Annotated in this window: 15 protein-coding genes; all 15 read right to left on the bottom strand. The window is 72.1% G+C overall.

Annotated features, from left to right (window positions below):
• Positions 1–79: 79 nt before the first annotated feature.
• The gene (locus tag QFZ74_RS24820; protein WP_307623038.1) at positions 80–817 is read right to left on the bottom strand and encodes a sirohydrochlorin chelatase; all 738 of its coding nucleotides are present in this window, start codon (positions 815–817) and stop codon (positions 80–82) included.
• 6 nt (positions 818–823) lie between these two features.
• On the bottom strand, positions 824–1750 hold the full coding sequence (locus QFZ74_RS24825; protein ID WP_307623039.1) for an ABC transporter permease: 927 nt from the start codon (positions 1748–1750) through the stop codon (positions 824–826).
• The gene (locus QFZ74_RS24830; protein ID WP_307623040.1) at positions 1737–2534 is read right to left on the bottom strand and encodes an ABC transporter ATP-binding protein; all 798 of its coding nucleotides are present in this window, start codon (positions 2532–2534) and stop codon (positions 1737–1739) included. Before QFZ74_RS24830 ends, QFZ74_RS24825 begins: the two co-directional genes overlap by 14 nt.
• Positions 2535–2570: 36 nt before the next feature.
• Positions 2571–3692, bottom strand: coding sequence for an aliphatic sulfonate ABC transporter substrate-binding protein (locus QFZ74_RS24835; protein WP_307623041.1), 1122 nt, complete (start codon positions 3690–3692; stop codon positions 2571–2573).
• 219 nt (positions 3693–3911) lie between these two features.
• On the bottom strand, positions 3912–5261 hold the full coding sequence (locus QFZ74_RS24840; RefSeq protein WP_307623042.1) for a sulfate adenylyltransferase subunit 1: 1350 nt from the start codon (positions 5259–5261) through the stop codon (positions 3912–3914).
• A gap of 2 nt (positions 5262–5263) precedes the next feature.
• Positions 5264–6214 carry a sulfate adenylyltransferase subunit CysD gene (gene cysD / locus QFZ74_RS24845; protein WP_307623043.1) on the bottom strand — a complete coding sequence of 317 codons (951 nt, stop codon included), beginning with the start codon at positions 6212–6214 and terminating at the stop codon, positions 5264–5266.
• The gene (cysC, locus tag QFZ74_RS24850; protein ID WP_307623044.1) at positions 6211–6747 is read right to left on the bottom strand and encodes an adenylyl-sulfate kinase; all 537 of its coding nucleotides are present in this window, start codon (positions 6745–6747) and stop codon (positions 6211–6213) included. The genes cysD and cysC overlap by 4 nt, the downstream gene beginning before the upstream one ends.
• Before the next feature lie 29 nt (positions 6748–6776).
• On the bottom strand, positions 6777–7487 hold the full coding sequence (locus QFZ74_RS24855; RefSeq protein WP_307623045.1) for a phosphoadenylyl-sulfate reductase: 711 nt from the start codon (positions 7485–7487) through the stop codon (positions 6777–6779).
• Positions 7484–7675, bottom strand: a complete 192-nt coding sequence (locus QFZ74_RS24860; protein WP_307623046.1) for a hypothetical protein — start codon at positions 7673–7675, stop codon at positions 7484–7486. The genes QFZ74_RS24855 and QFZ74_RS24860 overlap by 4 nt, the downstream gene beginning before the upstream one ends.
• Positions 7672–9369: a nitrite/sulfite reductase gene (locus tag QFZ74_RS24865; RefSeq protein WP_307623047.1), complete on the bottom strand. Its 1698-nt coding sequence runs from the start codon at positions 9367–9369 to the stop codon at positions 7672–7674. The genes QFZ74_RS24860 and QFZ74_RS24865 overlap by 4 nt, the downstream gene beginning before the upstream one ends.
• 125 nt (positions 9370–9494) lie before the next feature.
• On the bottom strand, positions 9495–9578 hold the full coding sequence (locus QFZ74_RS30485; RefSeq protein ID WP_310739661.1) for a putative leader peptide: 84 nt from the start codon (positions 9576–9578) through the stop codon (positions 9495–9497).
• A 139-nt stretch (positions 9579–9717) separates the two neighbouring features.
• On the bottom strand, positions 9718–10293 hold the full coding sequence (locus tag QFZ74_RS24870) for a GNAT family N-acetyltransferase (protein WP_307623048.1): 576 nt from the start codon (positions 10291–10293) through the stop codon (positions 9718–9720).
• Positions 10294–10298: 5 nt separating this feature from the next.
• Positions 10299–11612, bottom strand: coding sequence for a hypothetical protein (locus QFZ74_RS24875; RefSeq protein ID WP_307623049.1), 1314 nt, complete (start codon positions 11610–11612; stop codon positions 10299–10301).
• Between the two features lie 258 nt (positions 11613–11870).
• Positions 11871–13157 carry a GAF domain-containing protein gene (locus QFZ74_RS24880; RefSeq protein WP_307623050.1) on the bottom strand — a complete coding sequence of 429 codons (1287 nt, stop codon included), beginning with the start codon at positions 13155–13157 and terminating at the stop codon, positions 11871–11873.
• 350 nt (positions 13158–13507) lie between these two features.
• The gene (locus tag QFZ74_RS24885) at positions 13508–15145 is read right to left on the bottom strand and encodes an acyl-CoA dehydrogenase family protein (protein ID WP_307623051.1); all 1638 of its coding nucleotides are present in this window, start codon (positions 15143–15145) and stop codon (positions 13508–13510) included.
• Positions 15146–15261 lie beyond the last annotated feature (116 nt).

Below are 15261 nucleotides of genomic sequence, written 5' to 3' on the forward strand. Positions count from 1 at the left end.
CCCGCCCCCTCGTCAGCGGACCGACGTCACCGGGGAGCGCCGGTCCGTAGACGGGCTCCCGGCGCCGGTCGAGGCGCTCTCAGGCCCCGATGGCCGCCAGTACCGGCACCCGTGCCGCGTCGTACCGCTCCAGCAGCACCCGCGCCACTTCAGGAGCCGGGCCCAGTACGTCCGCCAGGACGTCCGCCTCGGCCGCGCCACGCGCGATGCGGTCCGGGAGGAAGCCGGGGGCCAGGACGTAGGGCGCGACCGCGACCCGGTCGCAGCCGAGGGCCCGCAGGTCCCGCACCGCGTCCTCGGTGCGGGGAAGGGAGGCGGAGGCGAACGCAGGTCGCACGGCGCACCATCCGGTGTGCCGCCACTCCCGCGCGATTTCTGCGATCACTGCGATCGCCTCCGGGTCGGAGGACCCCGCCGAGGCCAGCACGACCCCGGTCGAGGACTTGTCGGCGGACGTCAACCCCGCCTCGTACAACCGGCGTTCGAGCGCCGACAGCAGCAGCGGCGAAGGGCCGAGCACCTCCGCCTGCCGGATCCGCAGCCGGGCCGGGGCGTCCCGCAGGACCGCCGGGATGTCGGACTTCGCGTGGAACGCGCGGGTCAGGAGGAGGGGGAGGGCTACGACGTCCCGTACGTCCTGTGCCGCCAAGGACTCCAACACCCCATGTACCGAAGGCAGGTTGAAGTCCAGGAAGCCGGTCTCCACGCGCAGCCCCGGCCGCAGGGACCGCACCCGGCGCACGAGGGCGTGCACGGTCGCGGCGTGCCGCGGGTCGCGGCTGCCGTGGGCGATGACGAGAAGGACCGGTGCACGCATGGTGGTTCAGCTCCTCACCAGCAGACCGCGGCTGCGCAGCACCCAGCGCTCCAGCGGGCTGAAGATCAGCAGGTCGATGGCGATGCCGACGAACAGGATGAGCAGGATCGCCTCGAACACCATCGCCATGTCGCTCGCCGTGCGGCCGTTCTCCAGCAACTGGCCGAGGCCCACGCCCAGATCGGGGAAGTTCGCGATGATCTCCGCCGCCATCAGCGAGCGCCACGAGAACGCCCAGCCCTGCTTCAGACCCGCCACATAGCCCGGCATCGCCGCAGGCAGCGTGACGTGCCGTACGCCCTTCAGCCCCGTCGCGCCCATCGTGCGGCCCGCGCGGACGAACAGCGGGGACACCTGATCGACGCCGGAGACCAGCCCGTTGGCGATGGACGGGACGGCGCCGAGCAGGATCACCGCGTACATCATCGAGTTGTTCAGGCCCAGCCAGATCACGGCCGGCGGCACCCACGCCACCGACGGCAGCGACTGGAGCCCGGACAGGATCGGGCCGATGGCCGCGCGCACGAACTTCACCCGGGCCACCAGCAGACCCAGCGGGGTGCCGATGAGCAGCGCGAAGAAGAAGCCGAGCAGACCGCGCGAGACGCTCGTCCAGATGTAGCCGAGCAGGGTGCCCTGGAGCCAGGCCTGTTCGACCGCGTGCCACACCGCCGCCGGCGAGGGCAGCTTGGTGGGGTCGTCGACGACCTTGAGGGAGATCAGCCCCTGCCAGACCACCAGCACCACGAGGATCGCGGTGACCGGCGGGACGATCTTGCCGACGAACGTCTGCCGCAGGCTCGGCCGGCCGGTGGCGGTCACCTCCAGCGCGTCGAGCCCCGCCCCGATGCTGGCGCCGTCCTGCCCGCGGCCCGCGTCCTCGGCGCTCTCGGGGGCCGCCTCCGCGGCGGTCTTCGTGTCAGTGCTGGCCATGGCGGCGGATCTCCCCACGCAGGACTTCGGTGATCTCGAGGGACAGCTCCGCGACGGGCGCGTCCTCGATGCGGCGCGGCTGCGGGATGTCGACCGCCCACTCACGGGCCACCCGGCCCGGCCGCGAGGACAGCAGCACGACCCGCTGCGCGAGCCGCACCGCCTCGCGCACGTTGTGCGTCACGAACAGCACGGACAGCCCGGTCTCCGCCCAGATGCGGGTCAGCTCGTCGTGCAGCACGTCCCGGGTGATGGCGTCCAGGGCCGCGAACGGCTCGTCCATCAGCAGCAGGCCGCTCTCCTGGGCCAGCGCCCGCGCCATCGCCACCCGCTGGCGCATGCCGCCGGACAGCTCGTGCACGCGCTTGCCGTACGCGCCCTTCAGCCGGACCAGCTCCAGCAGCTCCTCGGCCCGGCCGCGCCGCTCCGGCTTCGCCACCCCCCGCAGTTTCAGGGCGAGTTCGATGTTCTTGCCCGCGGTCAGCCACGGGAAGAGCGCGTGCTCCTGGAACATCAGGGCCGGGCGGCCGTCGGTCGTGATCGAGCCCGTGCTGGGCCTGTCGAGACCGGCGACCAGGTTCAGCAGGGTCGACTTGCCGCAGCCCGAGGCCCCCAGGAGGGTGACGAACTCGCCGGGCGCGACGTCGAGGCTGATGTCGTCCAGGACGAGCTGCTGCCCGCCCGGCGTCGGATACGACTTCGAGACCCGCTCCAGGCGTGCCGCGTACGCGCCGGACTCCGCGGTCGTCTCGTCGGCCGTGGCGAGGGTCGTGGTCGTGGCCATGGTCGTCACCTCCTGGGAGAAGGACGGGAGTTGGGGTCAGCTGCTGCCGAGACCGGCGGCGTCCACCGGTCCCCGGCCGCCGGACTCGAGGACCTTGTTGAGGAGGCTGAGGTCGTAGATGCCCTTCAGGTCCGGCCGGTCGAGCAGTCCGGCCTTGACCGCGTGCGCCGCCTCGGTCTTGAGGGTGGCGGCTAGCGGGTCGTCGGTGATGCGGATCGAGTTCCAGGCCGGGTCCAGGACGTCCGCGGGGAGCGCCTTGCCGGTGTCCGACGCGAGCTGGTCGTTCGCCGCCGCCTTCGCCCGGTCCGGGTGGGCGGTGATCCACCGGTTGGTCTCGACGGAGGCCTTCAGCACCGCCTCGACGGCCTTCGGGTGCTCCTTGAGGAACTTCTGCGACACGATGACGTTGGTGATCACGAACTTCTTGTCGGGCCACAGCGCCGACTCGTCGAGCAGCACCTTGCCGCCCTCGGCGACCAGCTTGGACGCGGTCGGCTCCGGCACCCACGCGCCGTCCACGGAACCGGACTTGAAGGCGTCCGGGGTCACCTTGTTGTCGCTGCGGACGACCGTGACGTCGCCCTTGCCGCTCTGCGCGTCGACCTTCCAGCCCTGCTCGGCGGCCCAGTTGAGGAACGCGACGTCCTGTGTGTTGCCGAGCTGGGGCGTTGCGATCTTCTTGCCCTTGATGTCCTTCAGCGACTTGATCTTCTTCGGGTCGACCACGAGCTTCACGCCGCCCGAGGCCGAACCGCCGATGATCTTCAGGCTCTTGCCGCCGGACTTGGTGTAGCCGTTGATCGCCGGGGAGGGGCCGATCCAGCCGATGTCGATCGAGCCGGAGTTGAGCGCCTCGATCTCGGACGGGCCCGCGTTGAAGGTGGCGTACTCGGCCTTGGTGCCGCCGAGTTCCTTCTGGAAGATGCCCTGCTGCCGGCCGACCAGCGCGGTCGCGTGCGTCAGGTTGCCGAAGTAGCCGATCTTCACGGTGTCGAGACCGTCGGTCTTCCTCGCCCCGGCGGCGACCTTCTGGTTGGCGGTGTCGTCCTTGGCCTGGGAGCCGTAACCGCAGGCGGTGAGCGCGAGGAGGGGGAGCGCGGCGACCACGGCGAGGCCGTGGCGCAGCGGCGTACTGCGGGACGGGCGGTTGGCAGGCACGGGAGGTGTTCCTCTCGTTGGCCCGGCGGTCACGGCCTGTGAGGCCGCGGCCGGGAGTTCGGCAAGGGAGGTCTTCGTCGCATACGGAACGGGGGCACGCGGTGCGCGTACGTCAGCGCGCACATCGCGCCACGCCGCCCTGTCCGCTGCCGAGGGCGCCGCTGCCGACGCGGCCGCCCTCCTTCGCGAACGTGGCGTAGAAATCGGTCGGGTTCATGGTCAGAAGTCCCAACCGTCGTCGTCCGCCGCGTCCTTGACCGACTCGGGCGCCGCGAACGACTCGCCGACCATGCCCGCGGTGAGCGTGGTGCCGTCGGAGGGGTCGATGAGGATGAAGGAGCCGGTGCGGCGCGAGTCGGCGTAGGCGTCGACCGGCAGCGGCTCGGCGGTACGGATCTTCACCCGGCCGATGTCGTTGGCGGCGAGCTGCTCGGGGTGCGGGTGCAGGGACAGGTCGGCCAGCGTGAGCCGGGACGGGATGTCCTTGACGATCGCCTTGACCGTGCGGGTGCCGTGCTTGAGCAGCACCCGGTGGCCGACGGTGAGCGGGGCGTCGGCGACATGGCAGACGGTCGCCTCGATGTCCTGCGTGGTCGCGGGCGCGTCCTTGCTGGGGACGATGAGGTCGCCGCGCGAGACGTCGATGTCGTCCGTGAGCAGCAGTGTCACCGACTGCGTCGTCCAGGCCTCGTCGACCGGGGTGCCGAGCAGGTCGATGCCCGAGATCGTCGTCGTACGGCCGGACGGCAGGACCGTGACCGGGTCGCCGACACGGAAGGAGCCGGCCGCGATCTGGCCCGCGTAGCCCCGGTAGTCGGGGTGCTCGGCGCTCTGCGGGCGGATCACGTACTGCACGGGCAGCCGCGCGTGGCAGTGCGCCAGGTCGTGGCTGACCGGGACGGTCTCCAGGTGCTCCAGGACGGTCGGGCCGCCGTACCAGTCCATGTGCGCCGACGGCTCCACCACGTTGTCGCCCTCGAGCGCCGAGATCGGGATCGCGGTGACATCCGGGACGCCCAGCTCGGTGGCGTACGCCGTGAACTCCTCGGCGATGGCGGCGAACACGGACTCCTCGTAGCCGGCGAGGTCCATCTTATTGACGGCGAGGACCACGTGCGGGACGCGCAGCAGCGCGGCGATGGCCGCGTGCCGGCGAGTCTGCTCGACGACGCCGTTGCGGGCGTCGACCAGGATGACCGTCAGCTCGGCGGTGGAGGCGCCGGTGACCATGTTGCGGGTGTACTGCACATGGCCGGGCGTGTCCGCCAGGATGAACCGGCGCCGGGGGGTGGCGAAGTAGCGGTACGCCACGTCGATGGTGATGCCCTGCTCGCGCTCGGCGCGCAGGCCGTCGGTGAGCAGCGCGAGGTCCGGGGCCTCCTGGCCGCGGCTCGCGGACGCCCGCTCCACGGCCTCCAGCTGGTCGGTGAGGACCGACTTGGAGTCGTGCAGCAGCCGGCCCACGAGCGTGGACTTGCCGTCGTCGACGGAACCGGCGGTCGCGAACCGCAGCAGGGTGGTGTCCGAGAGCGCCTCGGTCGTGAGCGTGCTGGTCGGCGTCGTACTCATGGCTAGAAGTACCCCTCGCGCTTGCGGTCTTCCATGGCGGCCTCGGAGAGCTTGTCGTCGGCGCGCGTGGCGCCGCGCTCGGTGAGCCGGGAGGCGGCGATCTCGGTGATGACGGCGTCCAGCGTGGTCGCGTCGGAGTCGACGGCGCCCGTGCAGGACATGTCGCCGACGGTCCGGTAGCGCACCTGCCGCTTCTCGACGACCTCACTGTCGCGAGGGCCACCCCACTCGCCCGCGGTCAGCCACATCCCGCCGCGCCTGAACACCTCACGCTCGTGCGCGAAGTAGATCTGCGGCAGGTCGATGCCCTCGCGGGCGATGTACTGCCACACGTCCAGCTCGGTCCAGTTGGACAGCGGGAACACGCGGACGTGCTCGCCGGGCGCGTGCCGCCCGTTGTACAGGTTCCACAGCTCGGGCCGCTGGCGGCGCGGGTCCCACTGCGAGAACTCGTCCCGCAGCGAGAACACCCGCTCCTTCGCCCGCGCCTTCTCCTCGTCGCGCCGCCCGCCGCCGAAGACCGCGTCGAACCGCTCGCTCTGGATCTTCTCGGTGAGCGGCAGCGTCTGCAGCGGGTTGCGGGTCCCGTCGGGACGTTCCCTCAGCACACCCCGGTCGATGTAGTCCTGTACGGAGGCCACATGGAGGCGCAGCCCATGTGTGGCCACCACACGGTCCCGGTACTCAAGGACCTCCGGGAAGTTGTGTCCGGTGTCCACATGCAGCAGCGAGAAGGGCACCGCCGCCGGGGCGAACGCCTTCAGCGCCAGATGCAGCATGACGATGGAGTCCTTGCCGCCGGAGAAGAGGATCACCGGCCGCTCGAACTCGCCCGCCACCTCGCGGAAGATGTGCACCGCCTCGGACTCCAGCGCGTCCAGGTGCGAGAGGGCGTACGGCCCGTCCGGCCGCCCGGGCGTGGTGCCCTCCCCGGTCCTCGCGACGGTCGTCATGCCAGTCCCCTCTCGCTGAGCAGGGCGTACACCGACGCCGCGGACTCCTGCACACTCTGGTGCTGCGACTCGATCCGCAGATCGGGCGACTCGGGCCGCTCGTAGGGATCGTCGACCCCGGTGAGCCCCGTCAGCTCGCCTGCGGCCTGCCTGGCGTAAAGACCCTTCACATCGCGGACGGAGCACACCTCGACGGGGGTCGCCACGTGCACCTCCAGGTACGGCGTCCCGGCCTTCTCGTGTCGGCCCCGCACCGCCTCCCGGCTGTCCGCGTACGGCGCGATCACCGGGACGAGCGCCTTGACGCCGTTGCGGGCGAGCAGTTCGGCGAGGTAGCCGATGCGCCGCACGTTGGTGTGGCGGTCCTCGCGGCTGAAGCCGAGCCCGGCCGAGAGGAACTCGCGGATCTCGTCGCCGTCGAGCACCTCGACGCGGTGGCCCTCCTCGCGCAGCCGGCCGGCCAGCTCGTTCGCGATGGTGGTCTTGCCGGCACTCGGCAGACCCGTGAGCCAGACGGTGGCTCCGGTTCTCACGTGGTTCTCCTGAAGTTCGGTGGTGGTCGTCATCCGTGCAGCCCGCACTCGGTTTTGCCGCGCCCCGCCCAGCGGCCGGCGCGCGCGTCCTCGCCCTCGAGAACCCGGCGGGTGCAGGGGGCGCAGCCGACCGAGGCGTAGCCGTCCATCAGCAACGGGTTGGTCAGGACGCCGTGTTCGGCCACGTACGCGTCCACGTCCTCCTCGGTCCAGCGGGCGATCGGGGAGATCTTGACCTTCCGGCGCCTGTCGTCCCAGCCGACGACCGGCGTGTTCGCCCGGGTCGGGGACTCGTCGCGGCGCAGCCCGGTCGCCCAGGCCTGGTAGCCGCCGAGGCCCTCCTGAAGCGGCTGGACCTTGCGCAGCCCGCAGCACAGGTCGGGGTCGTGGTCGTGCAGCTTCGGGCCGTACTCCGCGTCCTGCTCGGCGACCGTCTGCTTCGGCGTGAGCGTGATGACGTTGACGTCCATCACGGCCTCGACCGCGTCGCGGGTGCCGATGGTCTCCGGGAAGTGGTAGCCGGTGTCGAGGAACACCACGTCCACGCCGGGCATCACGCGGGAGGCGAGGTGGGCGACCACCGCGTCCTCCATCGAGGAGGTCACGCAGAACCCGCTGCCGAAGGTGTCCGCCGCCCACCGGAGGATCTCCAGCGCGGAGGCGTCCTCCAGATCACGGCCCGCCTGCTCGGCGAGGCCCTTCAACTCGTCGTCCGTACGGTGCTGGTGAGCCGCTGTCATATCCGGTCGTCCCCTCCGTCGCCGTCCCGCTGGAGGCCGCGCGCGAGCAGGCCGAGGAAGTTCAGCCGGAAGGCCCGGTTGCACGCCGCGCACTCCCACGCCCCGTGACTGCCTTCCAAGGCTTCACTCGGCCGAAGGTCCTCGTCGCCGCAGTAGGGGCAGTAGAAGGGGGCCGCGCGCTCGCTCACGACAGGGCCTCCTCGTCCGCCCGGGCCGCCCAGGCCGCGAACCGCTCGCCGTCCTCGCGCTCTGCCTGGAACCGCTTGAGCACCCGCTCGATGTAGTCCGGCAGCTCGTCCGACGTGACCTTCAGGCCCCGCACCTTGCGGCCGAACCCGGCCTCAAGACCGAGCGCGCCGCCCAGGTGCACCTGGTAGCCCTCGACCTGCCGGCCCTGGTCGTCGAGGACCAGCTGACCCTTGAGACCGATGTCCGCCACCTGGATACGGGCGCACGCGTTCGGGCAGCCGTTGAGATTGATGGTGAGCGGCTCCTCGAAGTCCGGGAGGCGGCGCTCCAGTTCGTCGATCAGGGCGCTGCCGCGCGCCTTGGTCTCGACGATCGCGAGCTTGCAGAACTCGATGCCGGTGCAGGCCATCGTGCCGCGCCGGAACGGCGAGGGGTGCACGATCAGGTCCAGCGCCCGCAGCCCGTCGACGAGGGAGTCGACCTGGTCCTCCGTCACGTCCAGGACGATCATCTTCTGCTCGGCGGTGGTACGGACCCGGCCCGAGCCGTGCGTCTCGGCGAGGTCGGCGACCTTCGCCAGCGTGGCGCCGTCGACGCGGCCCACCCGGGGCGCGAAACCGACGTAGAACCGCCCGTCCTTCTGCCGGTGCACGCCGACGTGGTCGCGCCAGCGCTGCAGGGGCTGGGCGGGCGCGGGCCCGTCGAGGAGCTCCCGCTTGAGGTACTCGTCCTGAAGTACCTGCCGGAACTTCTCCGCGCCCCAGTCCGCGACCAGGAACTTCAGCCGGGCGCGGTTGCGCAGCCGCCGGTAGCCGTAGTCACGGAAGATCGAGAGGACGCCCTCGAAGACGTCCGGGACCTCCGCCAGCGGCACCCAGGCGCCGAGCCGTACGCCGATCTTCGGGTTGGTGGACAGACCGCCGCCGACCCACAGGTCGAACCCGGGCCCGTGCTCGGGGTGTTCGACGCCGACGAACGCGACGTCGTTGATCTCGTGCACCACGTCCAGCAGTGGCGAGCCGGAGATCGCGGTCTTGAACTTGCGGGGCAGGTTCGAGAAGGCCTTGTTGCCGATGAACCGGCGGTGGATCTCCTCGATGGCGGGGGTGCCGTCGACGATCTCGTCCTCGGCGATGCCCGCGACGGGGGAGCCGAGGACCACCCGGGGCACGTCGCCGCAGGCCTCGGTGGTGGACAGCCCGACGGCCTCCAGCCGCTCCCAGATCTCGGGCACGTCCTCGATCCGGATCCAGTGGTACTGGATGTTCTGCCGGTCGGTGATGTCCGCCGTGCCGCGCGCGAACTCCTGGGAGATCTCACCGATCACCCGCAACTGCCGCGTCGTCAGCTGCCCGCCGTCGATCCGCACCCGCATCATGAAGTACTCGTCGTCCAGCTCCTCCGGCTCCAGCACCGCGGTCCGGCCGCCGTCGATCCCGGGACGCCGCTGGGTGTACAGCCCCCACCAGCGCATCCGCCCGCGCAGGTCCCCGGGGTCGATCGAGTCGAAGCCGCGCTTGGAGTAGATCGTCTCAACACGTGTCCGCACATTGAGACCGTCGTCGTCCTTCTTGGCCTGCTCGTTGCCGTTGAGCGGCGTGAAGTGACCAGCGGCCCACTGACCCTCACCGCGGTGACGGCTCACCTTGCGGCGGGGCGCGGACGCGCCAGGGTTCTGCGGGGTGGTGGCCATGGTGGTATGTCCTTCGGGGCAGGCGGAAAGCTGCTTTGACCTGCGCAAACGCGCGCATGCGGGAGGCCGTGCGCGTCATTGCGCACGCGGAGGGAAGAAGGGGGGATGCGGCGGTGCTGGTTCGATCAGCTCGCCGGACAGATGGCGCTGGACATGCGGCCCAGGTCGACGTGCCGCCGACTCACCAAGGCAATTCCAGTTCCAGGCATGACGGAAGCGTGTCACGCGGATCTCCGGCCAGTCCACCACCTTCCGCATAGTGGACACGCGCGTCCCGGATACCGGGATGGGAGGGCGGCGGAAGGGTGACGGAAGGGGTGACGGAAGGGCGGCGAACGGGGTGGCGGGTCACGCCCCCGGCAGTGCGCCCGGCCACGGACCCGGCGTCGCCACGGCGGGCTCCTCCGCCACCTCGGTGGAGTACAGCGCGAAGCCCCGCCGCTGGTAGTTGGCCATGGCGAACTCGCCGTCCTTGCTGCACGTGTGGACCCACACCCGCTTCGTCGCGGGCCGCCCGGGCCGGCGGTCCGCCAGGTCCCACGCCCGCGCGGTGCCCTGCGCCAGCAGATGCCCCCCGATCCGCCGCCCGCGGAACGCCGGGAGCAGTCCGAAATAGGCGATCTCCACCGCCCCGTCGTCCTGCGCGTGCAACTCCACGAACCCCGCGGGCGTCCCGCGGTCGTACGCCACCCACGTCTCCACGACCTGCTGCTCCAGGTACTCCCGCCACTGCGCGTAGGTCCAGCCGAGCCGGTCCGTCCACGCGATGTCGCCGCCGACCGAGGTGTACAGGAAGCGGCTGAACTCCGGGGAGGGGACCTCGGCACGGACGATCCGGACGTCGCCCTCGGGGGCGGCGGCGGGCAGGAGATCGCCCGGGGACGTCTGCTCCAGGTACCAGGTGGTGACGGCGATGCTGTTCATGAAGGTCAGGGAATCATCGATCTGTCGACCGAGGCCAGCGGCACGGAGAACAGCATCCGGTCGGTGACCGACCACACCTCGCCGGTCTCCTGCCAGTACGACAGCGAGCCGGTGCCCGCCGTCCAGCACCGGTGTCCTGCCTCCCCGCCGCAGCGCGCCGGCCGCGCGCCGGAGGCGTCCTGGCGCCAGAGGGTGCCGCGGCGGTCCATGGCGCCGGGGGCCCGGCCGACGTACCAGGACGACCGCTCCGAACCGGCCCGGCGGTACGCCAGCACGCCCCGGATGCCGCCGGCCCGGGTCGCGTACGCCTCGGCGGGCGTCACCCGCCCCGCCGCGTCGGTGGCGAGCAGACCGCTGCGCTCGGGGCTCCGGTCGAAGGCGTAGCGCCACAGGCGCGCGCGGTCCTCGCCGCCCGGCCGGGTCCACTCGCCGAGCACCAGGCTGTCCGGCGCCGAGCCGCGGTCCACGGAGAGGCCGCCCAGGCAGGGAACGCCGTGACGGGCGCAGCGGCCGCCGGTGAAGCGGTAGGAGCCGACCGCGGGCATGACGTACCGATAGCCGTGCGCCCTGTCCGTCGTGGTGGTGTCGGCGGTGGTGCGCTGGATGCGGTTCAGGTCGAAGGCGTACAGCGCGGCCCTGTCCCCGGCGGCCGCGGTGACCAGGAGCTTGTCGTGGTGCCAGGCCATGCCCGACAGGTGCGAGACGAGTCCGCGGTAGCCGTGGCCGCCGGCGGTGGGGACGGCGAGGAGCACCCAGCGGTAGGTGAGGCGCGCGGGGTCGGCCGCGTTCACGAAGGCGACCTGGGCCAGTCCGCGGTCGGGGCCGGTCCTCGCGCTATGCGTCCAGCCCGCGAGGATCACACGGTTGCGGCCCCACAGCCCGTCGTCGTCCGCGTCGCCGGACGTGGTCACCGACGCCGGCCGCCAGCCGGGGGTGGCCGTGTCGGCGGGGTCCCAGCAGTAAGCGTGGGTGGCCGCGGGCGCGACCGGCAGCGAGGCGCGGTCGGCGGCGGCGCAGTCGGCCGCGCGGCGCAGCCTCCGGTCGGCGCCGCGCAGCACCGCGTCGACCCCGACCGGGCGGCCCATCGCCGAGGCGAGCCGGTCGAGCGAGCGCCGCGGCACGAGCCGCTCCTGGAGCGCCAGTTGGCCGGTCCGGGCGGCGGAGGTCAGGGGCTTGAGCACACCCGGGTCCTGGGCGACCGTGGCCTGCGAGGCGCTGATCATAGTGGCCACCGCGGTCAGGCCCAGCGCGGTTCCGGCGAGAACCGCACGAACCGCCTGACCTCGTCTGCGCCGGCGATGCCGGCCGCGGTGCTTCATAGTTCCTCCCGAGGCGGGCCAACTGCGACGGTTGGTCGGCGGGTTGACCGAGGAGTTGCTGATGAGTCGCGTACGGATGCTACGGCAGCCGGGTGCGGCGCGGGCCCAAGACCCCGCAGACGGGCGGAAGATGCCACCGGATTGTGGCGAAGTGCATGTGTCACGGACCGGCCTGTGGGATAAAGACCCGTCCGGTGTGTGGGATAAAGACCCGTCCGGTGTGTGGGACAAGGACCCAGCCGGTGGCGCCGAGGGGGATCAGGGCACCCGCGCCGCCGCCCGGCCCTCCCGCACCGCCGGTGCCGTCGAGTGCGGCAGCAGGTCGGCGGGGTCGTCGGGAAGCACCACCTCCACCTCCACGTCCTCGCGGAAACGATACGGCCGGTGTTGCAGAAGCGCCCCGAGATACCGCCGTACCCGCGACATCTCGGCCCGCACCGTCACCGTGCGGGACGGATCGCCGAACACGTCCTCGGCCAGGCCCGCCGCGCTGCGGCCGTCCCGGCCACGGGCCAGGAGGTAGAGCAACTCGGCGTGGCGCGGGCTGAGTTCGCGGGACCAGGAGCCGGCCGAGCCGGAGACCGCCACCGACCAGCGGCGCGGCTGCGCCAGGTCCAGCACCACACGGGGCGCGGCGCGCGGCGCCGGTTCGTCGGCCACCCGTACCAGCCAGCCCTCGGCCAGCGGCTCCACCGAGCACGTCCCGAGCGCCGGGATCCACCGCCGGCCCGCCGCCGACTTCGGCAGCACGACCCGCCGCAGGTAGGGCATCCCGGTGACCGCGGCCGTCCAGCCGTCCGCATCCACCACCACGGCCCGCCCGTGGAGCCGGGCCAGCACCGGCGCAGCCACCGCGCGCAGCCGTTCCAGCGAGGCCAGATGCTGCTCCCGCAGCCGCGCCTCGGCCAGCTTGGCCACCGAGCCGACCCAGGCCAGCGTGGCCGGATGCATCGTCTCCAGCGGGCCGCTGACGTCGACCACGCCGATCAGCCGGCCGTCGCGCGGGTCGGTGATCGGGGCGCCCGTGCAGGTCCAGGACGTGTGTGAGCGTACGAAGTGCTCGGAGGCGAAGACCTGGACGGGTCTGCGCACCACGGCCGGGGTGCCGATCCCGTTGGTGCCGACGACGTCCTCCCGCCAGTCGGCGCCGAGTTCGAACCCGAGCCGGTCCGCCTTGCGCAGCACCGGCGCACTGCCCTCACGCCACAACACCCGGCCGTCCGCGTCGGCGACCACCATGATGTGGTGGGCGACGTCCGCGACCGACACCAGCCCCTCCCGCAGCAGCGGCAGGGTGTGCCGCAGCGGTGAGGCCTCCCTGCGGCGTCGCACCTCGTCCGGGCCGAGCAGCCCCGACCGGACGTCGCGGTCCGGGTCGACACCGCCGCGCAGCATCCGCTGCCAGGACTCCTCGATCACCGGGCGCGGGGCGTGCCGCGCGCGCTGCCCGGCGAGCTTGGCCTCGCGGACATCCCTGAGCAACCGCGCCGCCTGTGCCGCGTCGACGGCTGCGAGTTGCGCCACGTTCATCGGCGGGTTCGCCACGAGGGTCCTCCGGGAGCGTGTGTTCGTTCGTCTCATGGTGCCCATGGCCCCCGGCGGAGGGGCATCTTCCGCACACAGAGGCCAACTTGTTGCAACCCCTTGCAACCCTGGTGGTCCGACGCCGGGTGTCTGAGACTTGAGCAGCGCCGCCCAGAGCGGCGTTCGTGGCCTCGGCCCCGAGAGCGGGCGGGGGTGGTGCCGTGTCGGCGCAGCACCACCCCTTCCCTCCGGGGGTTGGGCCGTTTGCCTACGGGGGGGTGCTGGTTCGGGTGCGTTGGCGGCTTCCGGCCGGTGGTCGGCTTGGCGCGCAGCTCCCCGCGCCCCTTAGGTGGGACGGGTTGACGCTTGCTTCAAGGCGCCGGAGTTGCTCGGTTCACTACCGTGGCCAGGTCCAGAGTGGCCGGAAGTGTGCCGAAGGACGAGCCCCAGTCGCCGCCCAGGCGGGAGGCGCAGAAGGCGTCGGCTACTTCTGGTGGGGCGTAGCGCACCAGTAGGGAGCCCTGGAGGACCAGGGCCATGCGTTCCACCAGGCGGCGGGCGCGGCCCTCGACGCCCTCCAGTTCGCCGAGTTCGGCGAGGAGGTTCTTCACCGCCGTGTCCAGGCGGTGGTCGGCGCCGCGTGCCTTGCCGACCTCCAGGAGGAAGGCGTTGAACGCCTGCGGCTCGCGCTGCAGGGCCCGCAGCACGTCCAGCGCCTGGACGTTCCCGGCGCCCTCCCAGATGGAGTTGAGCGGCGACTCCCGTACCAGTCGCGGCAGGCCCGAGTCCTCGACGTAGCCGTTGCCGCCCAGGCACTCGGCCGCCTCCACCGTCACCGGCGTACACCGCTTGGTCACCCAGTACTTGGCGGTCGGCACCGCGATCCGCAGCAGCGCCCGCTCCTGCTCGCTCCCGTCGTCGTAGGCCGCCGCGAGCCGCAGCGCGAGCGCGGTCGCCGCCTCCGACTCCAGGGCGAGGTCGGCCAGGACGTTGCGCATCAGCGGCTTGTCGACCAGCTTGCCGCCGAACGCCTCGCGGTGGGTGCAGTGATGGATCGCCTGCGCCACCGCCTGCCGCATCAGCCCCGCCGAACCGAGCACGCAGTCCAGCCGCGTCGCGGTCACCATCTCCAGGATGGTCCGCACCCCGTGCCCCTCCTCGCCGACCCGGCGCGCCCAGGTGCCGTCGAACTCGACCTCGCCGGAGGCGTTCGACCGGTTGCCCAGCTTGTCCTTGAGCCGCTGGAGGAGGAAGGGGTTGCGGGTGCCGTCCGCCAGCACCCGCGGCACGAGGAAGCAGCTCAGCCCGTCCGGCGCCTGGGCCAGTACCAGGAAGCCGTCCGACATCGGCGCCGAGCAGAACCACTTGTGCCCGGTCAGCTCGTACGTCCCCGCCTCGGCGAGCGGCCGCGCCGCCGTGGTGTTCGCGCGTACGTCGCTGCCGCCCTGCTTCTCCGTCATGCCCATCCCGAAGAGCGCCCCCGCTTTCAGGTGGGCGGGCCGCAGATCACGGTCGTAGATGGTGGACGTGAGCAGCGGCTCCCACTCGGCGGCCAGCTCCGGATCGGTGCGCAGCGCGGGCACCGCCGCGTGGGTCATCGACAGCGGGCAGCCGTTGCCCGCCTCGGCCTGGGACCAGATCAGAAACCCGGCCGCGCGCCGCACATGCCCCGCCGGGCGCGTCCACGCCGTCGTCAGGCCCGCCGCGACGCCCTTGCCGAGCAGCCGGTGCCAGGCCGGATGGAACTCGACCTCGTCGACGCGGTGGCCGTAGCGGTCGTGGGTGCGCAGCCGGGGCGGGTTCTCGTTCGCCTGCACCGCCCACTCCTGCACCTGCGGCGAGCCGGTGGTGCGGCCGAGCGCCGACAACTCCTCGCGTACGCCGTCCAGCAGAGCGGGGTCGGTGTGCCGCTCGACGGCCTCCACCAGGGCGCGGTCGGCGCTGAACACGTCGTATCCGACGAGCGGCGGAGGCTGGTTCGTCACGGTGTGGGTCGGGGTGCCTGCCATGTCTGCGAACCTACCCGGCCCGGCGGCGGGGGTCATCACACGGCCGGGCGAGGAGGTCCGGGCAAGATCGGGAGATACCCCCGGAAGATGAGGGCAAAGGGGTGTGGCGGATACCT

The sequence above is a fragment of the Streptomyces sp. V3I7 genome (assembly GCF_030817495.1).
GTDB lineage: Bacteria > Actinomycetota > Actinomycetes > Streptomycetales > Streptomycetaceae > Streptomyces.

What these genes read in the sequence shown, in the direction of transcription:
- QFZ74_RS24840 (WP_307623042.1), bottom strand. Translation starts at nt 5,261, where the DNA reads ATGAGTACGACGCCGACCAGCACGCTCACGACCGAGGCGCTCTCGGAC.
- QFZ74_RS30485 (WP_310739661.1), bottom strand. Translation starts at nt 9,578, where the DNA reads ATGCCTGGAACTGGAATTGCCTTGGTGAGTCGGCGGCACGTCGACCTG.
- QFZ74_RS24885 (WP_307623051.1), bottom strand. Translation starts at nt 15,145, where the DNA reads ATGGCAGGCACCCCGACCCACACCGTGACGAACCAGCCTCCGCCGCTC.
- cysD (WP_307623043.1), bottom strand. Translation starts at nt 6,214, where the DNA reads ATGACGACCGTCGCGAGGACCGGGGAGGGCACCACGCCCGGGCGGCCG.
- QFZ74_RS24865 (WP_307623047.1), bottom strand. Translation starts at nt 9,369, where the DNA reads ATGGCCACCACCCCGCAGAACCCTGGCGCGTCCGCGCCCCGCCGCAAG.
- QFZ74_RS24830 (WP_307623040.1), bottom strand. Translation starts at nt 2,534, where the DNA reads ATGGCCACGACCACGACCCTCGCCACGGCCGACGAGACGACCGCGGAG.
- QFZ74_RS24820 (WP_307623038.1), bottom strand. Translation starts at nt 817, where the DNA reads ATGCGTGCACCGGTCCTTCTCGTCATCGCCCACGGCAGCCGCGACCCG.
- QFZ74_RS24870 (WP_307623048.1), bottom strand. Translation starts at nt 10,293, where the DNA reads ATGAACAGCATCGCCGTCACCACCTGGTACCTGGAGCAGACGTCCCCG.
- QFZ74_RS24855 (WP_307623045.1), bottom strand. Translation starts at nt 7,487, where the DNA reads ATGACAGCGGCTCACCAGCACCGTACGGACGACGAGTTGAAGGGCCTC.
- QFZ74_RS24875 (WP_307623049.1), bottom strand. Translation starts at nt 11,612, where the DNA reads ATGAAGCACCGCGGCCGGCATCGCCGGCGCAGACGAGGTCAGGCGGTT.
- QFZ74_RS24825 (WP_307623039.1), bottom strand. Translation starts at nt 1,750, where the DNA reads ATGGCCAGCACTGACACGAAGACCGCCGCGGAGGCGGCCCCCGAGAGC.